The organism is Terrabacter lapilli (assembly GCF_039531305.1).
Lineage (GTDB): Bacteria > Actinomycetota > Actinomycetes > Actinomycetales > Dermatophilaceae > Terrabacter > Terrabacter lapilli.
On record NZ_BAAAPU010000003.1, the window covers coordinates 1,016,442 to 1,030,807 of the forward strand.

General features: G+C 72.4%; 13 protein-coding genes and 3 tRNA genes. 10 read left to right on the forward strand and 6 right to left on the reverse strand.

Going from position 1 to position 14,366, the window contains the following annotated elements; translation table 11 throughout:
• Positions 1-59 precede the first annotated feature (59 nt).
• Positions 60-1,112, forward strand: coding sequence for a uroporphyrinogen decarboxylase (hemE, locus tag ABD241_RS06110; protein ID WP_344059456.1), 1,053 nt, complete (start codon positions 60-62; stop codon positions 1,110-1,112).
• A 17-nt stretch (positions 1,113-1,129) separates the two neighbouring features.
• Positions 1,130-2,818 carry a murein biosynthesis integral membrane protein MurJ gene (gene murJ / locus ABD241_RS06115; protein ID WP_344059544.1) on the forward strand — a complete coding sequence of 563 codons (1,689 nt, stop codon included), beginning with the start codon at positions 1,130-1,132 and terminating at the stop codon, positions 2,816-2,818.
• A 41-nt stretch (positions 2,819-2,859) separates the two neighbouring features.
• Here the strand turns inward: murJ and ABD241_RS06120 are convergent, their stop codons facing one another.
• Entirely contained in the window at positions 2,860-4,032 is a 1,173-nt protein-coding gene (locus ABD241_RS06120; RefSeq protein WP_344059458.1) for a DUF4349 domain-containing protein, read from the reverse strand.
• A gap of 250 nt (positions 4,033-4,282) precedes the next feature.
• Here ABD241_RS06120 and hemG point away from each other — a divergent pair, with 250 nt between their 5' ends.
• Positions 4,283-5,662, forward strand: coding sequence for a protoporphyrinogen oxidase (gene hemG / locus ABD241_RS06125; RefSeq protein WP_344059460.1), 1,380 nt, complete (start codon positions 4,283-4,285; stop codon positions 5,660-5,662).
• Positions 5,663-5,696: 34 nt separating this feature from the next.
• On the forward strand, positions 5,697-6,398 hold the full coding sequence (gene hemQ / locus ABD241_RS06130) for a hydrogen peroxide-dependent heme synthase (protein ID WP_344059463.1): 702 nt from the start codon (positions 5,697-5,699) through the stop codon (positions 6,396-6,398).
• A gap of 72 nt (positions 6,399-6,470) precedes the next feature.
• Here hemQ and ABD241_RS06135 read toward each other — a convergent pair whose 3' ends face one another.
• Together ABD241_RS06135 and msrB are read right to left on the reverse strand one after the other, a co-directional pair.
• The gene (locus ABD241_RS06135) at positions 6,471-6,866 is read right to left on the reverse strand and encodes a DUF1707 SHOCT-like domain-containing protein (protein ID WP_344059465.1); all 396 of its coding nucleotides are present in this window, start codon (positions 6,864-6,866) and stop codon (positions 6,471-6,473) included.
• Between the two features lie 89 nt (positions 6,867-6,955).
• Positions 6,956-7,402 (reverse strand): peptide-methionine (R)-S-oxide reductase MsrB, encoded by a 447-nt coding sequence (gene msrB, locus ABD241_RS06140; protein WP_344059467.1) that lies wholly within the window; start codon positions 7,400-7,402, stop codon positions 6,956-6,958.
• Between the two features lie 98 nt (positions 7,403-7,500).
• Between msrB and ABD241_RS06145 the strand changes: the two genes are divergently transcribed.
• Positions 7,501-8,667, forward strand: a complete 1,167-nt coding sequence (locus tag ABD241_RS06145) for an alpha/beta hydrolase family protein (RefSeq protein ID WP_344059469.1) — start codon at positions 7,501-7,503, stop codon at positions 8,665-8,667.
• Between the two features lie 50 nt (positions 8,668-8,717).
• On the opposite strand, the gene ABD241_RS06150 is transcribed toward ABD241_RS06145, so the two are convergent.
• On the reverse strand, positions 8,718-9,461 hold the full coding sequence (locus tag ABD241_RS06150) for a dihydrofolate reductase family protein (protein WP_344059471.1): 744 nt from the start codon (positions 9,459-9,461) through the stop codon (positions 8,718-8,720).
• A 100-nt stretch (positions 9,462-9,561) separates the two neighbouring features.
• Here ABD241_RS06150 and ABD241_RS06155 point away from each other — a divergent pair, with 100 nt between their 5' ends.
• Entirely contained in the window at positions 9,562-10,548 is a 987-nt protein-coding gene (locus ABD241_RS06155; RefSeq protein WP_344059473.1) for a polyphosphate kinase 2 family protein, read from the forward strand.
• On the opposite strand, the gene ABD241_RS06160 is transcribed toward ABD241_RS06155, so the two are convergent.
• The gene (locus tag ABD241_RS06160) at positions 10,541-12,181 is read right to left on the reverse strand and encodes an acyl-CoA dehydrogenase family protein (RefSeq protein WP_344059475.1); all 1,641 of its coding nucleotides are present in this window, start codon (positions 12,179-12,181) and stop codon (positions 10,541-10,543) included. The two genes, ABD241_RS06155 and ABD241_RS06160, sit on opposite strands and share 8 nt — an antisense overlap.
• 113 nt (positions 12,182-12,294) lie before the next feature.
• On the opposite strand from ABD241_RS06160, the gene ABD241_RS06165 reads away from it, so the two are divergent.
• The 4 genes from ABD241_RS06165 to ABD241_RS06180 all read left to right on the forward strand — a co-directional run bounded on the left by ABD241_RS06165 (position 12,295) and on the right by ABD241_RS06180 (position 13,828).
• Positions 12,295-13,434 (forward strand): YihY/virulence factor BrkB family protein, encoded by a 1,140-nt coding sequence (locus tag ABD241_RS06165; protein ID WP_344059477.1) that lies wholly within the window; start codon positions 12,295-12,297, stop codon positions 13,432-13,434.
• 103 nt (positions 13,435-13,537) lie between these two features.
• Positions 13,538-13,610, forward strand: a tRNA-Gly gene (locus ABD241_RS06170).
• Positions 13,611-13,638: 28 nt separating this feature from the next.
• A tRNA-Cys gene (locus tag ABD241_RS06175) sits at positions 13,639-13,709 on the forward strand.
• A 44-nt stretch (positions 13,710-13,753) separates the two neighbouring features.
• Positions 13,754-13,828: transfer RNA gene (locus tag ABD241_RS06180), tRNA-Val, on the forward strand.
• Positions 13,829-13,940: 112 nt separating this feature from the next.
• Here ABD241_RS06180 and ABD241_RS06185 read toward each other — a convergent pair.
• Positions 13,941-14,135 (reverse strand): hypothetical protein, encoded by a 195-nt coding sequence (locus ABD241_RS06185; protein WP_344059480.1) that lies wholly within the window; start codon positions 14,133-14,135, stop codon positions 13,941-13,943.
• Between the last annotated feature and the right edge of the window lie 231 nt (positions 14,136-14,366).

Sequence of the window (14,366 nt, forward strand, 5' to 3'; positions counted from 1 at the left end):
CAGGCCACGCCGTGCGTGCGTGGCTCGGGGGCACCTCGGGGCCGTGGCAGGATTGACCGGTGCCGACCGCAGCCCTACCAGACACCCGCCAGAGCGACCTCGTGCGCGCTGCCCGCAGGGAGCCGGTCAGCCGCACGCCCGTGTGGTTCATGCGCCAGGCGGGCCGCTCGCTGCCCGAGTACCGCGCGATCCGCGAGGGCGTCCCGATGCTCGAGTCGTGCATGCGACCCGAGCTCGTCACCGAGATCACCCTGCAGCCGGTGCGCCGTCACGGCGTCGACGCGGCCATCTTCTTCAGTGACATCGTGGTGCCGCTCAAGGCGATCGGGGTCGACCTCGACATCGTGCCGGGCGTCGGGCCCGTCGTCGCCCGGCCCGTGCGCACGGCTGCCGACCTCGACCAGCTCGTGCCGCTGACGCCGGACCACGTGCCGTTCGTCACCGAGGCGGTCCAGACCCTGGTCCGCGAGCTCGGTGAGACGCCGCTCATCGGGTTCGCCGGTGCGCCGTTCACCCTGGCCTCCTACCTGGTGGAGGGCGGTCCGTCCAAGAACCACGAGAAGACCAAGGCGCTCATGCACGGCGACCCCGAGCTGTGGGACGCGCTCTGCGGCAGGCTCGCCCAGATCTCCGGTGAGTTCCTGCGGGTTCAGGCGCAGGCCGGTGCCAGCGCCGTCCAGCTCTTCGACTCCTGGGCGGGCGCGCTGTCCAAGGCCGACTACGCGGCCCGCGCCATGCCGCACTCCGCGGTCGCCCTGGCTGCCGTCGAGGACCTCGGCGTGCCGCGGATCCACTTCGGCGTCGGCACCGGTGAGCTGCTGAGGCTCATGGGCGAGGCCGGCGCCGAGGTCGTCGGCGTCGACTACCGCGTGTCGCTGACCGACGCCGTCGAGCGTCTCGGCCGGGGGTATGCCGTCCAGGGCAACCTCGACCCCGCGCTGCTCTTCGCGCCGTGGGAGGCCCTTGAGCGGCGCGTGCGCGAGATCGTCGAGGAAGGGCGGCGCGCGCCCGGGCACATCTTCAACCTCGGCCACGGCGTGCTGCCCAACGTCGACCCCGACGTCCTCACCCGCGTCACGGCACTCGTGCACGACTGCTCGAGCCGCGGATGACGGCGACGGCGCCGAAGATGACCACGGCAGCGCCATCGGTCGCGCGCTCCAGTCTCACCATGCTCGGTGGGTCGGTGGCCTCGCGCGTGCTCGGCATCCTGCGCAACGCCCTCATCACCGCGATCATCGGTCTGACGCTGGCCGGTGACGCGTTCTCGCTCGCGAACACGCTGCCCAACGTGCTCTACGTCCTGGCCGCCGGCGGCATCCTCAACGCCGTTCTGATCCCGTCGCTGGCGCGGGCCATGAAGCTCCACGACGGGGGGCAGGAGTTCACCGACCGGGTCATCACGGTGGCCCTCGCCGGGATGGCCGGCATCACCGTGCTCGTCATGGCGGGTGCCGGTGGCTTCGTGTGGCTGCTCGCGCGCAACAGCTCACCCGACTTCAAGAGCCTCGCCCTGTCCTTCTCCTTGATCTGCCTGCCGCAGATCTTCTTCTACGGGCTCTTCGCGCTGCTCGGCCAGATCCTCAACGCCAGAGGCCGGTTCGGCGCGTTCGCCTGGGCGCCGTTCCTCGCCAACGTCGTCGCCGTCGCGGGTCTGCTGCTCTTCCTCGTCGTGTTCCCGAAACCGCATCTCGTCGACGCAGCCGGCCAGGCTCGCGCGCGCTATCCGTCGGAGTGGACGGCGCCGATGATCTGGCTCTTCGCCGGCTCGGCCACGATCTCCGTGGTGGTCCAGGCGCTGTCGCTGCTCCCGGCCCTGCGCCGCACCGGCTTCCGCTACCGCCCCCGCTGGGGCGTGCGAGGTGTCGGCCTCGGAGGCGTCAGCCGTCTCGCCCTGTGGGCCTTCGCGGGCCTGGCCATCTCGCAGCTCGGCTTCTTCATCAGCCAAGGCGTCCTCAACAACGCGACGTCCTCGGCCGTTCGGATGGGCCTGGGCCGCGAGGTGCGCGGCCCGGCGGCCTACGGAGTCGCCTTCACCCTCTTCATGCTGCCGCACGCGTTCGTGACCACCTCGATCATCACGGCGCTCTTCCCTCGCTTCTCGGCGGCCGCGGCCTCCGGCGACAGCAGAGCCCTGCGACGCGACTTCCAGCAGGGCCTGACCATGCCGCTCGTGGCCAACGTGCCGATCATGGTGCTCGTCGTCGTCCTGGCCGCCCCGATCGTCGCCCTGCTGTATCCCAGCGGCACCGACCCGCGGTCGATCGAGGTGGCGTCGAGCGTGCTGGTCATCATGATCCTGGGTCTCGTGCCGTTCGGCCTCGACCTGCTGTGCTACCGCATGTTCTTCGCCCTCGAGGACGGCAAGCCGACGGTGGTGATGCAGGCGCTGCTGACCGGCATCAGCGCCCTCGCCGGCCTGGTCACGATCTTCGTCAACCCGGTGTGGGCGATCGGGATCATGGCCATGGGGCAGACCGTGGGCAACGTCGTCAGCTCCGGCGTCGGGCTCTACCTGCTGCGCCGCCGCACCGGCAGCCTCGGCCTCATGGGCTCCGTCGTCACCGCGTCGCGTGTCGGCATCGCGGCGGCCGTGGCCGGGCTCGTCGCCTGGGCCGTCACCGTGGTGGTCCACCCCATCACCGCCGGAGCCATCGACGGATCGTCGTCCGTCGGCAAGCGAATCTTCGCCAGCGCCCTGGAGATCGGCCTGACGAGCCTCGTCTTCGGCGTCATCTACCTGGGACTCGCCCACGCGCTGCACGTCCGTGAGGTCCGCCAGGTCTCGGACATGGTGCGCCGGCGCCTCGTCCGCTGACCCGAGGTCCTCGCCGGATCGCTGCGGGGTCCTGCGCCCGGTCAGTCGGCTGAGCCCGGGGACCCAGAGGCCGCCGGCGCACCCGCGGTGCGGCGGCGCCAGAGTCGCAGCCCCAGCAGCCCGAGCGGCACGAGGACCAGGAGCCAGGGGAGCAGGGCGGCGAGCCCGGTCAGGACGACGGTGAGGGAGCCGAGCAGGCTGTCCCAGGCGCTGCGGAGGCCGCCGGACAGGCCACCGCCGGTCTGGGCAGGTGGGGTGGTGTCGGTCCACATCGACAGAGTGACGTCACTCGTCGTCGTCATCGCGTCCAGCTGCGCGAGCCGCTGGGTCAGCGAGTCGAGCTCGGCCTGGCGGCGGCTCAGCTCGGTCTCGAGGGTGATGACCTGCTGGAGGTCGGTCGTCCGGGCCAGCAGGGCCCGCACGCGCTCGATCCCGTCGCGCATGGGCTGGATCCGGGACCGGGTGTCCACGTACGCGTCCGTGACGTCCTGCGACTGGGAGGACCGGTAGCTGACGGTGCCGAGCGTCGACAGCTGGGTCAGCACCTGGTCCAGCCCCTTGGCCGGCACGTTGAGGACCATCCTGGCCTGGTCGACGCCGACCTGCGTCAGCACTGCCCCCGGCTGGCTCGGCGCCGGCACGCCGGGCGCGGGTGCGACGCCGCCGGACGAGGAGTCCGGCCTGCCGGTCGTCGCGCCGCCCTGTGAGCCGCCGAGGAGGCCACCCGTCGGGTCCGCCGAGGTGACGACGTCCTCCGAGGTCACCTGGCCGCCGGCCTCCGTGGCGACGACCCGCGCGCGGGCGGCGGCGCCGGCCAGATCGGTGACCTTCAGGCCCAGCCACGCGGTCCTCGCGATCTTGGGTTCGATGACCGCGCCCGACTCGCTGGTTCCGCTGCCGCCGGCTGAGGATGTCGCGGACCCCGCTCCCTGTTGCGCTTCCGGCGCCCCGGTGACCCCACCGGCCGAGGAGCTGCCGTTGCCCTGCGCGGGGCCGCGGACGTCCCCGGCTCGGGCCCCGACCGCCGGGGCGGAGGAGCCGGCATCCACCCCGCGCAGGCCGAGGGGGACGGCCACCGCGAGCAGGGCGACGGTGACCGCGAGGACACCGAGGACGCGGCGGCGGCGCGGCCGCGACGGTGGCTGCGGCCCCGACGCCGACGCGGGGGACTGGGACGGTGAGGGGGAGCGCAGCAGGGGCGAGAGGGCGGTCATGGATCAGCCTTTCGACGGGTCGCCTCCGCCGCGCTCGCGTGACGGTGCTGCGATCGGTGGCGGTCGGAACGCATCCGTGGCGACGTTCCTGCCTGGACAGACACCTGGACCGGTGCCGTCGTTGCACCGCCCCCTTGCCCTGGCCCCGTTGAGCCACCTCGTTGCAGCTCGTGACCGCCGACCGCGACGACCCACCGCTGCCCGCGGCCCCGGAGGCAGTTCCACGGGGGCGCAGTGAAAGAGTGGCGCCATGGCACGAACGGTTGCCGTCATCGGTGGCGGGATCAGCGGGCTGGCGGCGGCGTGGGAGCTGAGCCGCTCCGAGCCGCGCTGCGACGTGACCCTCCTCGAGGGCTCCGACCGCGTGGGCGGCAAGCTGCGCCTCGAGGACGTCGGTGGCGTGCGCATCGACGTCGGCGCGGAGTCGGTCCTCGCCCGCCGGCCGGAGGCCCTCGCCCTGTTCGACGAGCTGGGGCTCACGGACCGCGTCACGCACCCGTCCGCGGCGGGCGCCTCCATCGTCTCGCGGGGCCGGCGGTGGCCGATGCCACGTGGGACGGTGATGGGCGTGCCCTCCGACCCCGAGTCGGTACGCGGCCTGCTGAGCGACGACGAGGTCGACCGGCTCGCCCACGAGGTCCTCGACGGCGTCGAGGCGGACGACGTGTCGGTCGGCGACCTCGTCGACCGACGGCTCGGGAGCGCGGTGACCGACCGGCTCGTCGAGCCCCTGCTGGCGGGGGTGTACGCCGGCCATGCCCGGGAGATCTCCGCCGAGCAGGCGGTCCCGGTGCTGGCAGCCGCTGCTCGCAACGGCAGGCGGCTGCGCGACGTGGCCCGGGCCGCGGCGGAGGCCGCCGACAGCGGTCCCGCTGCCGGGCAGCCGGTCTTCGCCTCCCTCGTCGGCGGCCTCGGGTCGCTGCCCGAGATCCTCGAGCGCCGCCTGACCGCTTCGGGCGTGACGGTGCGGACCCGCACCGTCGTCCGGGAGCTGCGTCGCGACGGGGACGGCTGGGTCGTCTCGAGCGGCCCGACGACCGATGTGCTGCACGAGCGCTTCGACGCCGTGGTGCTGGCGACGCCCGCGGCTCCCGCCTCGCGGCTGCTGCGGGAGGTGGCGCCGGGCGCCTCGCGCGCCCTCGCGGGCATCGAGTACGCGTCGATGGCCATCGTCACGCTCGCCCTCGCGGGCCCACCGCCGGAGCTGCTCGACGGCAGCGGCTTCCTGGTGCCGCCCACCGAGCCGCTGACCATCAAGGCCTCGACCTTCAGCACGGTGAAGTGGCCGTGGCTGGCCGCCGCACACCCGCAGCGCACCTTCCTGCGGGCCTCGGTGGGGCGCCACCGGGAGGAGAGCACCCTGCAGCGGCCCGACGACGAGCTCGTCGAGGTCGCGCTCCACGACCTGCGCACGGTCCTCGGGGCGGAGCTGCCCGACCCTGCCGCCGCCCACGTGCAACGGTGGGGCGGTGGGCTGCCGCAGTATGCCGTCGGGCACCGTACGCGCCTGGCCCCCACGCGCGAGCTGCCGCCGGGGCTGGCCCTGTGCGGGGCGGCATACGACGGGGTGGGCATCCCCGCCTGCATCGCCTCTGGTCGGGCGGCCGCGCGGGCGGTGGTGACCCGCTGACGTCCGGGCCGGGAGAAGTTGCGATGATGGGGGCATGAGCGAGCGCCTGACCCCGGCACGAATGCGAGAGATCAACGACACCATCCGCTACTCCATGTGGTCGGTGTTCAGCAGCGTCACCCCCCTCGGCGACGACCGCGAGAAGCTGGTGTCCGAGCTCGAGGCGTTCCTCGAGGACATCGCCGGCGAGGGTGTCGTGGTGCGGGGCCTCTACGACGTGGCGGGCCTGCGCGGCGACGCCGACTTCATGGTGTGGTGGCACGCCGAGACGATCGAGCGGCTGCAGTCGGCCTACCACCGGCTGCTGCGCACGGAGCTGGGGCAGCACCTCGAGCCCGTGTGGAGCAGCGCGGCGCTGCACCGTCCGGCGGAGTTCAACAAGAGCCACATCCCGGCCTTCATGGCCGACGAGGTGTCGCGCAAGTACCTCTGCGTCTACCCGTTCGTGCGCTCCTACGAGTGGTACCTCCTCGAGGACAGCGAGCGGCGCGACCTGCTGCGCGAGCACGGCCAGATGGCCCGGGACTTCCCGGACGTGCGCGCGAACACCATCGCCTCGTTCGCTCTCGGCGACTACGAGTGGCTCCTCGCCTTCGAGGCCGACGAGCTGCACCGCATCGTCGACCTGATGCGCGAGCTGCGCGCGTCGCGGGCGCGCCTGCACGTCCGCGAGGAGATCCCGTTCTTCACCGGCCCCAAGGTCGAGCCGGCCGAGCTGGTCGCCAACCTCCGCTGAACCGACCCCACCCTGTGCTGAACACGGCTGAGGCCCCGCTCCAAGGAGCGGGGCCTCAGCCGTCGACCTCGCTCAGTCGTCGAAGGTCTTGACGAGGATCGCGATGATCGGCACGAGCAGGAACGCCAGCCACTGTCGCGTGAGGAAGAACGCGGCGAGAGCGATGAAGGGCGACAGGCTCACCAGGGTGCGCGCGAGCTTCGACCGGGTCGTGGCGGGCGGGACTGTGGTCTGCGGAGCCGAGGGGGAGGGCGCGGGGGCTGTCACCGACGCCCCGAGCTGCGGGTGCGGCTCGGGGAGGTCGGTGAACAGCTCGGTGATCTCACGCCGGACGACGGCGTCGGTGGCCCGTCCACGCCGGTCCTCGTACTCGTCGGCGTCCAGCCGGCCGGCCGCGTGGTGCTCCGCCAGGGCCGAGAGGGCCTGCTCGCGTTCGGCGTTGCTGATGCGGATGTCGCCGTCGTCCATGCTTCGAATCTAGGCGAGGACGCCGCCGGCCGGCAGCCGTCCCGGCGATCCCGTGACCTTCCCGACGTTCCTGCCGTGGTCCAGTCGGCTCAGTCCTCCGGGGTGACCGACTCGTCGGGCTGCAGCCGCAGCGAGATCGAGTTGATGCAGTAGCGCTGGTCGGTCGGGGTGTCGTAGCCCTCGCCCTCGAAGACGTGGCCGAGGTGCGAGCCGCACGTGGCGCACCGGACCTCGACGCGCTTCATCCCGAAGGAGCGGTCCTCGATGTACTCGACGGAGTCGCCGGCGAGAGGCGAGTAGAACGACGGCCAGCCGCAGTGCGACTCGAACTTGGTGTCGCTGCGGAACAGCTCGGCCCCGCAGGCCCGGCACGAGTAGACGCCCTGGGTCTTGGTGTCGGTGTACTCGCCGCGGAAGGCCGGTTCGGTGCCGGCCTGGCGCAGCACCTTGTACTCGGCCGGGGTGAGGGCCGCGCGCCACTCCTCGTCGGTGCGCTGGACGGCATACGGCTTCTGGGAGGTGGTGTGGTCGCTCATGTCCTTCCCAACGCCGCGGGTGCGCGGTTTGTGCCCGCGCCGCACCCGTCCGACCGTCCTTCCCGCGTGCCGTTCCCGTCCTTTGCGACGATGGGGCCGTGCAGGTGCGCCGCGTCCCCCGTCCGGTGCTCGTGGCGGCGGCTGCGGGCACCGGCTCGCTGCTGGGCGCCGCGAGCGGGTCCATTGCGGCGGCGGCGTACTTCGCCCGCAAGATCGTGACGCCCGACGAGCTGCTGCCCGACGACGTGCAAGTGCTGGCCCACGACGGGCGGACGGTGACCTTCACGGCGACGCCGGACACCCTCGCGCCCGGGCGCTACGGCGTCTGGCTGGACGGGGGAGCAGGGCACGCGCGCGTCGGCGAGGTCGTCGGTGAGGACGCCGGAGCGGTGCAGCGCCGGCTGCTCGCAGTGGACCGAGGCCGCATCGAGGTCGGCCCGGCGCGCTGGAACCAGTACTACTTCTGGGACCGACCGTCGGTGAGCCTGGGCCTGACCGACGAGGACGTCGGGATCGTGTCAGACGTGGGCACCCTCCCCGGGTGGGTCGTCCCGCCGGAGGGCGGGGCGGCCGGGACGGACTGGGCGGTGCTGGTCCACGGTCGCGGGGCCCGCAAGGAGGAGACGCTGCGGGCCGTGCCGGTCCTGCACGCGGCCGGCTGGACCAGCCTCGTCACGGCCTACCGCAACGACCGTGACGCCCCGCGGGGCGTCGACGGGCGCTACAACCTCGGCCTGTCCGAGTGGCGTGACGTCGAGGCGGCGATGACGTATGCCGTGGCGCGGGGTGCCCGACGCATCCTCCTGCTGGGCTGGTCGATGGGGGGTGCCATCGTGCTGCAGGCGCTCGACCGCTCGCCGCTCTCGAACCGCGTCGTCGGCGTGGTCTTCGACTCGCCCGTCATCGACTGGGGGGTCGTGCTGCGGCACCACGGACGGCTGCGCAAGGTGCCGGGTCCGCTCGTGCGCGTCGCGACCGACCTGATGGGATCGCGCCGCAGCCGCCGCCTGGTCGGGGTCCACGAGCCCATCGACGTGGCGCGCACGGACTGGGTGGCCAGGGCCGACGAGCTGCACCACCCGATGCTCGTCATCGCCTCGGACGGCGACGACTTCGTGCCCATCGGGCCTGCCGTCGCGCTCGCCGGACGACGGCCCGACCTCGTCCGGCTGGAGCGGTGGGCCACTGCCGGGCACTGTCGGGAGTGGAACGTCGAGCCCGAGCGCTGGGAGCGCGTCCTGCGGGAGTTCGTCGGAAGCGTCTGACCCGGCGAGCCCGGCGAGGCGGCGAGCCGGCAGGCGGCAGGCGGCGGCGGTCACCGCCGGACGAGCCAGCGCCCCATCACGGTGTCGTCCTGCTCGACGAGCACCTCGAGCTGGAGCTCGGCCGGCGTGCCGGGCGAGGCGACGGGACGGGGGTGGTCGCCGCCGACGACCTGCGGTGCGATGGTGAAGCACAGCTCGTCGATCCGTCCCTGGGCGAGGAACGCCGCCAGCAAGGTGGGGCCACCCTCGGTCAGGACCTGCCGCAGGCCTCGCTCGTGCAGCGCCATGAGCAGGGCCGCGAGGTCGACGCGCTCCTCGCCGCACACGAGGACGTTGTCCTCGCCGAGGTCTCGCCGAGCGGCTGCGAGTCCGGGCGCCGCGGCCGGTACGGCGACGAGGGCCCGCCCGTCCCGGCAGCCGCGCAGGGTCGAGGGCACCTCGCCGCGGTTGCTCACCGCGACGAGAGGCAGCACCTCCGGCAGGCCGAGGTCGCGTCGCAGCCCCAGGAGCGAGTCTGCAACGGAGAGGGGCGGATAACCCTCTGCGCGAATCGTCCCCGCGCCCACGACGACGACGTGGCTCATGGCTCGAAGCACGTCGAAGACCACGTGGTCGGCGGCGTTGTTGATCGAGCCGGAGCGGCCGTCAGGACCGGTCGCCGCCCCGTCCAGCGAGGCGATCATGTTGCAGCGCACCCACGGGTCACCCGGTGCGGCATACGCGGCGAAGAGCCCCGCGGCGTCGAGGTCGGCGAGCGCGGGGAGGCCGGACCGGCCGGGGACGAGCAGTCGCATGCCCGCCAGTATCCGCGACGGGGCGAGCGCCGGTCGCCGCCCCGCCGGTCGGCGCCCTCACATCCCCTCACGCGGGCCGCGCTTCAGGCAGGATGTCGCCATGGGCAAGGGCGCGAAGGGCAAGGGCAAGGGCAAGAAGGGCAAAGCCAAGAAGGGCGAGAAGGGCGGGGGCGGCAAGCTCGCCGCCGCGGTCGTCGAGCGCGCCGCCGAGGAGGACGAGCTGCTCGCCGAGCACGAGGCCGAGGCAGTCCAGGAGATCAAGGACGTCGCCAACGCCCTGCGGGTCGGCAAGGGCTTCGTGCTCGCCGACGTCGACACGTCCGGCACGCCCGGCTTCACCGGCGACAAGGTGGACGGCAAGGCGGCCCTCAAGGCCTGCGAGGCCGAGCTCTCCGACCAGCTGGAGCGACTCTTCGCCGAGTCGACCGCCGGCGGCAAGCACTCGGTCCTGCTCGTCGTGCAGGGGATGGACACCTCCGGCAAGGGCGGCATCATGCGCCACGTCATCTCGGTCAACCCCGAGGGCGTCAGGGCCACCGCCTTCAAGGCGCCCACCAAGGAGGAGCTGGCGCACGACTTCCTCTGGCGCATCGAGAAGGCGCTGCCCCTGCCGGGACAGCTGGGGGTCTTCGACCGGTCGCAGTACGAGGACGTGCTCGTCGTGCGCGTCCACGACCTCGTCCCGCAGGAGGTGTGGTCCAAGCGCTACGCCCAGATCAACGCCTTCGAGCGCAAGGTCGTCGCCGCCGGGACGACCGTCGTCAAGGTGATGCTGCACATCTCCAAGGAGGAGCAGAAGGCCCGGCTCATGGAGCGGCTCGACCGACCCGACAAGTACTACAAGTACAACCCGGGTGACGTGGACGAGCGCGGTCGCTGGGACGCCTACATGCAGGCCTACCAGGCGGTGCTCGACAAGACCTCCACGGTGGGCGCGCCGTGGCACGTCGTGCCGGCCGACCGCAAGTGGTACGCCCGGCTCGCGGTGCAGCAGCTGCTGCTCGACGCGCTGCGGGGCATGAACCTGCAGTGGCCACCGGCCGACTTCGACGTCGAGGCCGAGCGCAAGCGGCTGTCGCTCAGCTGACGCGCTCGATGACGGCCGCCGCCTGGCCGGCGAGGTCGACGTCGAGCGAGCCGAAGGTGTGCCCCCGGTGTCCGCCGATGCGGCTCGCGACGAAGGCGTCGGCGACCGGGCCGGGGGAGTGGAGCACCACGAGGGCCGCCTGCAGGGCGAGCGCCAGCCGCTCCACGACGGCTCGCGCGCCGAAGGCGGCATCAGCCGACGCAGGGTCGAGCGAACGAGGCTGCGCCAGAGCGGAGTCCACGTACGCGTCGAGCTCGCTGCTGCGGCCGCGCACCTCGTGGAGCTCCTTGGTCAGCGCCTCCAGGGTGGTCGGCTCGCGCGTCACGGCGCGGATCACGTCAAGGGCGTTGACGTTGCCCGAGCCTTCCCAGATCGAGTTGAGCGGCGCCTCCCGGTAGAGCCGCGCGAGGCCGTTCTCCTCGACGTAGCCGTTGCCCCCGAGGCACTCGAGCGCCTCGGCCACCAGGGGAGCGGTGCGCTTGCACACCCAGAACTTCCCGAGGGCCACCCCGATCCGCGCCAGCTCGGTCTCGCCGTGGTCCACGGCGTGGGCGAGCCGCAGCCCGAGCAGCGTCGCGGCCTCGGACTCGAGGGCGAGGTCGGCCAGGACGTTGCGCATGAGCGGCTGGTCGACGAGCCGCGCCCCGAACGCCGACCGGTGCCGCGCGTGGTGCACCGCACGGGCCACCGCGTCGCGCATGGTGGCGCTCGAGCCGAGGACGCAGTCGAGGCGGGTGGCCCCGACCATGTCGATGATGGTGCGGACGCCTCGGCCCTCCTCGCCGAGGCGGCTGGCCCACGTCCCGTCGAGCTCGACCTCACTCGAGGCGTTCGAGTGGTTGCCGAGCTTGTCCTTGAGGCGCTGCAGCGCGAAGGGGTTGCGGGTGCCGTCGTCGAGGGCCCTCGGCACCACGAAGCAGGTCAGGCCCCCCGGCGCCTGGGCCAGGACGAGGAAGACGTCGCTCATCGGTGCCGAGCAGAACCACTTGTGGCCGGTGAGCCGGTAGGTCTCGCCCGGGAGCGGCCCGCCGGGTGCGGCGTCCGCGCGCGTGGTGTTGCTGCGCACGTCCGAGCCGCCCTGCTTCTCGGTCATGCCCATGCCGGCGACCGCACCGGCCTTCTGCGAGACGGGCCGGATGCCGAAGTCGTAGCTGCGGCTCGCCAAGGCGGGAAGCCAGCGGTCGCCCAGGGTGCGGTCGTGTCGCAGGGCCGACCCGGCGGCATACGTCATCGAGACGGGGCAGCCGTGGCCGGCCTCGACGCGGGACCACAGGAGGAAGCCGGCGGCGCGGCGCAGGTGGGCACCGGAGCCCGGCGGCGCGGTCCACGGCTCGGCCGTCAGCCCGGCACCGACGGACTGCGTCATGAGCCAGTGCCACGAAGGGTGGAACTCGACCTCGTCGATGCGGTTCCCACGGGAGTCGTGCGTCCGCAGGACGGGCGGGTGGGTGTCGGCGAGCCGGGCGTGCTCCTGCGCCTCGTCGGTGCCGGCGAGGGCGCCGAGCGGTGCCAGGTCGGCCACCGTGGACGGGCCCGCCCAACGCTCGACGGACTCGCGCAGGACCGCGTCGTCGAGGAGGAAGTGGCTGCCGAGGAAGGGTGGGACCTGGTTCGTCACCTCGTGTGTGCTCACGTCCCGAGGGTAGGTCGCTGGCACGGCCGGGGAGGGACGCACCGGGTGTCGTGCCGGTCACCCGTGGGCACGCGGCGACGCGACCGCTCCCGACCCGGTTAGCCTCGGACACGATGAGCGTGCGGACGAGGACGCGAGGAGTGCTGGAGCGGGTGCCGTGGGGGCTCCGCCTCGGGAGGCTGACCCGGGAGACCATCCGGGTCTGCCTGCGTTACCGCGTGACCGGGCTGGCAGCCGAGGGCGCCTTCTTCATGCTGCTCAGCCTCCCGCCGCTCGTGCTCGGGCTCTTCGGTGGGCTCGGCTTCGTCGGCAGCTGGATCGGGCCCGACACCACCCAGCGGATCGTGACCGTCATCGAGCAGTACGCCTCCCGCTTCCTCTCCGAGTCGAGCATCAACGAGCTGCTCCTGCCGACCGTCACCGACGTGCTGCGCGGCGGGCGCGTCGACATCATCTCCGTCGGCTTCCTGCTCGCGCTCTGGTCGGGGTCGCGAGCCCTCAACGTGTTCGTCGACACGGTGTCGATCATGTACGGCCAGAACGGCGCTCGCGGCATCGTGCACATGCGGGCCTTCAGCCTCCTGCTCTACTCCTTCGGCATCGTCTCGGCCGTCGTCGTGCTACCCCTGATGCTCCTGGGTCCCGGGCTGCTCGCCTCGTGGCTGCCCGACCTCGCGGCCGCCGTCACCCGGGCGCTCTACTGGCCGGCCCTCATCGCCTTCGGCGTGGTGCTGCTGGCCTCGATGTACCACGTGTCCACCCCGCACCGGAGCCCGTGGCGTCGCAACCTCCCCGGAGCCCTGCTCGCCATGGCGGTCTGGATGGGCGCCTCCTACGTCGTGCGCGTCTCGCTCGAGGCCTCCATGGGCGGGTCGTCGATCTACGGCCCGCTCAGCACCCCCATCGTCCTGCTCGTGTGGCTCTACGCGTTGGCCATCGCCATCCTGATCGGCGCGGGGCTGAATGCTGCCGTACGCATCCTGTGGCCCGTGGACCTCCACGAGGGCACCGACGTGCGCCTCGTGAACTGGGCCAAGGAAGGCGCAGGCGCACTGCTGGGACGGGCGGCGGGCGCGGCCGAGCCGGAAGAGGCCGCGAGCGTCCAGGACGGCACCGCCCCGGGCGACCGCGGACGCGACCAGCAGTTCCACAGCAAGCAGCCCGGACCCCTCGGCGCAGCCATCCGGCGTGGCGTCGGGGAGAGCCCGACAAGCTCGGAGGAGGCCGCTAATCCGCCTGCGAAGCGGCCCTGAGAAGGGGTCCGCCGGGGCCTCCGGAGCCGGTTTTGTATCTCGTGGAGCGATCGGATAGTGTCTACCACGCACCGAGCGGGGAAGTTACACCGCTGGTGTTCCCGCGGACGTAGCTCAGTTGGTAGAGCGCAACCTTGCCAAGGTTGAGGTCGCCGGTTCGAGCCCGGTCGTCCGCTCGGAGGCAAAGATCCACTTGCCTTCCACGGTGGAGTGGCCGAGAGGCGAGGCAGCGGCCTGCAAAGCCGCGTACACGGGTTCAAATCCCGTCTCCACCTCGGTGAGACACCACGCAGGACCCAGCACCACCAGCAACACCCACGGGCGATTGGCGCAGCGGTAGCGCGCTTCCTTGACACGGAAGAGGTCACTGGTTCAAACCCAGTATCGCCCACCAGTACGAAGCAGCCCCTGACCAGCGGAAACGCAGGTCAGGGGCTGCTTCGCTCCCGGTGTTGCGCGGGGCCACATCGTCGGGCTCCGGGGGGACCGTGTGCGCGGGTCGCGGGTCAGGGCATGATCCCTGCACTGACCGGCACGTCACGCTGCTTGCCGCAGTCGAGGCACTCCTGGTAGCGGGCCCCGTAGTCCGCGCTGTTCGGGTAGCGGTGCGTGCGCCAGCGGTGCCAGAGGTGCAGGCGGCACCACCATCGTCCAGGGCGGCGCATCTCCTGGCCCGGTTCCCGGTGCGTGGTCTCATCCATGGGCGTCTCACCCTCCTTGCTGATCATCACCGCAGCGAGGCAGCCCCCGCTGCATGCTTGAACTCTACCTAGGGGCTAGGTAGAGTTCAAGCATGACCTCCGCGCCACGAATGACGCTGACCACGCAACTCGTGCTGCGTGCCCTCCTCGCAGAGCCTGGCGCAGAGCTCTACGGGGCACAGATCGGGGACGCGGCAGGGCTGATGAGCGGGACCGTGCACCCGATCCTCG

What these genes read in the sequence shown, in the direction of transcription:
- ABD241_RS06185 (WP_344059480.1), bottom strand. Translation starts at nt 14,135, where the DNA reads ATGGATGAGACCACGCACCGGGAACCGGGCCAGGAGATGCGCCGCCCT.
- murJ (WP_344059544.1), top strand. Translation starts at nt 1,130, where the DNA reads ATGACCACGGCAGCGCCATCGGTCGCGCGCTCCAGTCTCACCATGCTC.
- ABD241_RS06165 (WP_344059477.1), top strand. Translation starts at nt 12,295, where the DNA reads ATGAGCGTGCGGACGAGGACGCGAGGAGTGCTGGAGCGGGTGCCGTGG.
- msrB (WP_344059467.1), bottom strand. Translation starts at nt 7,402, where the DNA reads ATGAGCGACCACACCACCTCCCAGAAGCCGTATGCCGTCCAGCGCACC.
- ABD241_RS06135 (WP_344059465.1), bottom strand. Translation starts at nt 6,866, where the DNA reads ATGGACGACGGCGACATCCGCATCAGCAACGCCGAACGCGAGCAGGCC.
- ABD241_RS06120 (WP_344059458.1), bottom strand. Translation starts at nt 4,032, where the DNA reads ATGACCGCCCTCTCGCCCCTGCTGCGCTCCCCCTCACCGTCCCAGTCC.
- ABD241_RS06155 (WP_344059473.1), top strand. Translation starts at nt 9,562, where the DNA reads ATGGGCAAGGGCGCGAAGGGCAAGGGCAAGGGCAAGAAGGGCAAAGCC.
- hemQ (WP_344059463.1), top strand. Translation starts at nt 5,697, where the DNA reads ATGAGCGAGCGCCTGACCCCGGCACGAATGCGAGAGATCAACGACACC.
- ABD241_RS06150 (WP_344059471.1), bottom strand. Translation starts at nt 9,461, where the DNA reads ATGCGACTGCTCGTCCCCGGCCGGTCCGGCCTCCCCGCGCTCGCCGAC.
- hemG (WP_344059460.1), top strand. Translation starts at nt 4,283, where the DNA reads ATGGCACGAACGGTTGCCGTCATCGGTGGCGGGATCAGCGGGCTGGCG.